Origin of the sequence: Vibrio sp. 1562 (genome assembly GCF_033340155.1) — a bacterium.
Lineage (GTDB): Bacteria > Pseudomonadota > Gammaproteobacteria > Enterobacterales > Vibrionaceae > Vibrio > Vibrio alginolyticus.
Genome location: NZ_JAWOVY010000421.1, coordinates 1 through 658, shown reverse-complemented (window position 1 = coordinate 658; position 658 = coordinate 1). Strand labels below are relative to the sequence as shown.

1 protein-coding gene is annotated in these 658 nt (G+C 50.0%); it reads left to right on the top strand.

Going from position 1 to position 658, the window contains the following annotated elements; translation table 11 throughout:
* Positions 1 to 658 (top strand): efflux RND transporter permease subunit (locus tag R7Z49_RS25550; protein WP_318112464.1); only part of this gene is annotated, 658 nt, incomplete at both ends.

Sequence of the window (658 nt, the reverse complement as noted above, 5' to 3'; positions counted from 1 at the left end):
CGAGGTAATTCCTCAAGTTGAACGTAAATGGCGTTTAAATCCAGAATCAATGAAGAACTACTACGTTCGTTCTGTGGATGGAAAAGCAGTACCACTTGGTAGCCTGATCACTATTGATGTTGTCGCCGAGCCTCGCTCACTGCCTCACTTCAACCAGCTGAACTCAGCAACCGTTGGTGCTGTACCATCGCCTGGCGTCGCAATGGGTGATGCAATTAACTGGTTCGAGGACGTAGCGCAGAACAAACTGCCTGCCGGTTACAACCACGACTACATGGGTGAAGCACGTCAGTTCGTGACGGAAGGTAGCGCGCTATACGCAACATTTGGTCTTGCGTTAGCCATCATCTTCTTGGTTCTTGCGATTCAATTTGAATCACTTCGTGATCCTATCGTTATCATGGTATCGGTACCGCTAGCGGTGTGTGGTGCGTTGATTGCGTTGGCATGGGGCACCGCCTCGATGAACATCTACTCGCAGGTAGGTCTGATTACATTGGTCGGCCTGATCACCAAACACGGTATCTTGATCTGTGAAGTAGCAAAAGAAGAGCAGCTGCACAACAAACTGTCTCGAATCGATGCAGTAATGGAGGCGGCGAAAGTGCGTCTTCGTCCAATTCTGATGACCACTGCGGCGATGATTGCCGGCCTTATC